2 protein-coding genes are annotated in these 2,667 nt (G+C 61.7%); both read right to left on the bottom strand.

The window, feature by feature from the left end:
- Positions 1-72 precede the first annotated feature (72 nt).
- Entirely contained in the window at positions 73-840 is a 768-nt protein-coding gene (gene istB, locus M0D69_RS43515; RefSeq protein ID WP_301787961.1) for an IS21-like element helper ATPase IstB, read from the bottom strand.
- Between the two features lie 11 nt (positions 841-851).
- The gene (gene istA / locus M0D69_RS43510; protein WP_301787960.1) at positions 852-2,375 is read right to left on the bottom strand and encodes an IS21 family transposase; all 1,524 of its coding nucleotides are present in this window, start codon (positions 2,373-2,375) and stop codon (positions 852-854) included.
- Between the last annotated feature and the right edge of the window lie 292 nt (positions 2,376-2,667).

Below are 2,667 nucleotides of genomic sequence, written 5' to 3'. Positions count from 1 at the left end.
ACCGCTCATTCCGGCTGAACGTGACCGTTGCGCATGAGATGGTGCTACGCGATTAGATCGTAATATCTGCGGTCACGATGGGTCGATAGTTTGCTCCTTTTTGCTGGTTGTTGGTCGTTCCGTTCGCAGCGAGTCGCCGGTCAGCGTAAATCGATGATGGCGCTGCATGATACGGTCGAGAATGGCGTCGGCAATGGTGGCGTCGCCGATCCAGGCATGCCAATGCTCAACTGGTAATTGACTCGTAATGATCGTGGCTTTGTTGGCAGCGCGATCGTCAATGACTTCCAGGAGATCGGATCGGGTCGTGCTGTCGATTGCGCCCATGCCCCAGTCGTCCAGGACCAGCACATCGGTTTTGGCCAGCTGGAGAAGCCATTTGCCGAAGGCACCGCTGCCGTGCCGAATGCGTAGTTCTTCCTGCAGGCGGGGTACACGCTGATAGATAGCGGAGTGTCCTCGACGACAGGCGTGTTGCGCCAGTGCGCAGGCAAGCCAGGATTTTCCGGCGCCAGTCGGACCCGTGATCAGGACGCTGTGGCCGGCACTAACCCAGTCTCCCAATGCCAAGCTCATTACCTCGCGCCGATCGATCCCGCGGCCCGAGCGAGCGTCGATGTCCTCGATGGCCGCCTGCGCATATTTCAGATGCGCGTTCTTCAGCAGACGCAGCAACTTGCGGTCGCTGCGGCAATGTACTTCGCGGTCAACCAGCAGCGCCACGCGTTCCTCGAAGCTCATCGCAGCCATGCCGGGCTGGGTCAGTTGTTCTTCCAGGCCCGTCGCCAGGCCGTCCAGTTTCAAGGTACGCAGTTGCGCCAGAGTAGTGTGCATCATCATTGCAGAATTCCTCATTGGTAGTAGCCGGGGCCGCGGACGTGGGCATGGTTGGGGCTGACCCAGTCGCCGGCTGTTGCTGGCGCGCTTTGGTCACGGTTGTTGACCAGGATGTCGCGTACATGGCGGTACTGGCAGGCGCCGATCTGCAATGCCAGCGTGCAGCCCGCCTCAAGCCTGAGCTTGCCGAAGCGCTTAGCCAGCGACAGCAAACCCAGGCAGGCGCGGTAGCCGTGCTCGGGATGCTTGTTCTCCTGCATCAATCGCGTCACCGCCTCGGCGGTAGCCGGGCCGATACTTTGACCCCAGTGGATTAGTCGCTGCGGCGTCCACTCCATGTGGGCGCGATGCGCGGCGGGCATGTGTGCGGCGGTGGTGGTGAAGCCACCGTGCCGGCTGCTGCGCGCATGGCTGGCCACTCGCTGCCCGCGATGCATGAGCTCGACCACCGCGATCGTAATACGCGCTTCCAGCACTTGCCCGACTAGTGCATGCGGCACGCTGTAGCGATGCCGCTCGACTTCGACGTGATAGTCGATGTGGGCCTTGACGGTCTTGAATCGCGCCATCTCATAGCGCTGCAACGGCAAAGGCAGCAAGGCCGGCGCGTCGAGTGCGGCAAAGGTGCTTGCACGGCTGCCGGGCAGCTTCTGGAACGGCTTCTCGTTGAGCCGCGTCAGCAACGGCGCGACAGCCTGATTCACTTCATGCACGCTGGCAAACTGCTGATGACGCAGGCGCGCCATGATCCAGCGTTCGACGATCTGCACCGCCGACTCTGCCTTCGCCTTGTCCTGCGGATGATAGGGGCGTGCCGGCAGAATCGAGGTGCCGTAGTGGCGCGCGAAGTCGAGCACCGTGTCGTTGCTGCGAGGTTCGTATCGGTTGGCGTCTGAGATCAGCGCACGCGGGTTGTCAGGCACGATGAGCTGGGTCACGCCGCCGTAAAAGCTCAGTGCGCGCGCCGTTGATTCAAGCCAGTCAGCCATCGTCTCGCGCGGCGTGGCACAGGCAAAGGTGTAGCTGGAGGCACCCATCGCGGCGACGAAGATGTGGGCCCGGCTGCCGTCGGTCAATGCGATGGTGGGGCCGGCGTAGTCGATGAACAGCTTCTCGCCCGCGCGGTGAATCTGCCGCATCGAGCGCTTGAGCTGCCTGGCGAAGCGCCGATAGTTGTCGCAGAACTGAGAGTAGGCGTAGGTCTGGCGGTCCGCGTGCTCGGCCCGGTATTCCTCCCACAGCAGCATCAGCGTCATGCCCTTACGGCGCAACTCCTGGTGCAGGCGGCCATAGTCCGGCTGGACATGATTACGTGGCTTCTGGGGCGCCACCAGCAGTCGCCGCTCAAGCGTGATCTCGTCAGCATCTTGCACCGTAGGCCAGTCCAGGCCCGCTGCCGCGGCGAGCCCCACATACTTGGTGACGACGCCTTTGGAGATGCCCAGCGCGCCAGCAATCTGCTCGTGCGAAAGTTTGGCGTCCAGCTTCAAACGCAATACGTCTTTTATCTTACGCATATTGATCCTTGGTGCGGGCACGCGGTCTCCAGACGAAAAAGCTGGAAGCGTACCCACTCAGTTGCTCATATGCGTAACATCATTCCTGCGCCGTACAACGCCGTTCCGGCATCATGACCGATGATTCCGGCATCGTGACCAGTGATTCCGGAAGCCCCCCGAAATCGGTCACGTTCGCCCGGAATGGGCGGTCACGATGAACCAGAATGGCCGGTCACGTTCGTCCGGAATCATCGGTCACGATGCCCCGGAATACCCAGTTGGGTCATTCCGATCGGATCGCCGGCCTAAAGGGTTACTGTACCGGGCTTGT

It is taken from the genome of Caballeronia sp. SEWSISQ10-4 2, from assembly GCF_030464885.1.
Taxonomy (GTDB): Bacteria; Pseudomonadota; Gammaproteobacteria; order Burkholderiales; family Burkholderiaceae; genus Caballeronia.
Note: the sequence above shows the minus strand (reverse complement) of the source record. Positions and strands in the feature narration are given on the sequence as shown.

Coding starts and splice junctions, on each gene's coding strand:
- istB (WP_301787961.1), bottom strand. CDS start 840: ATGATGATGCACACTACTCTGGCGCAACTGCGTACCTTGAAACTGGAC.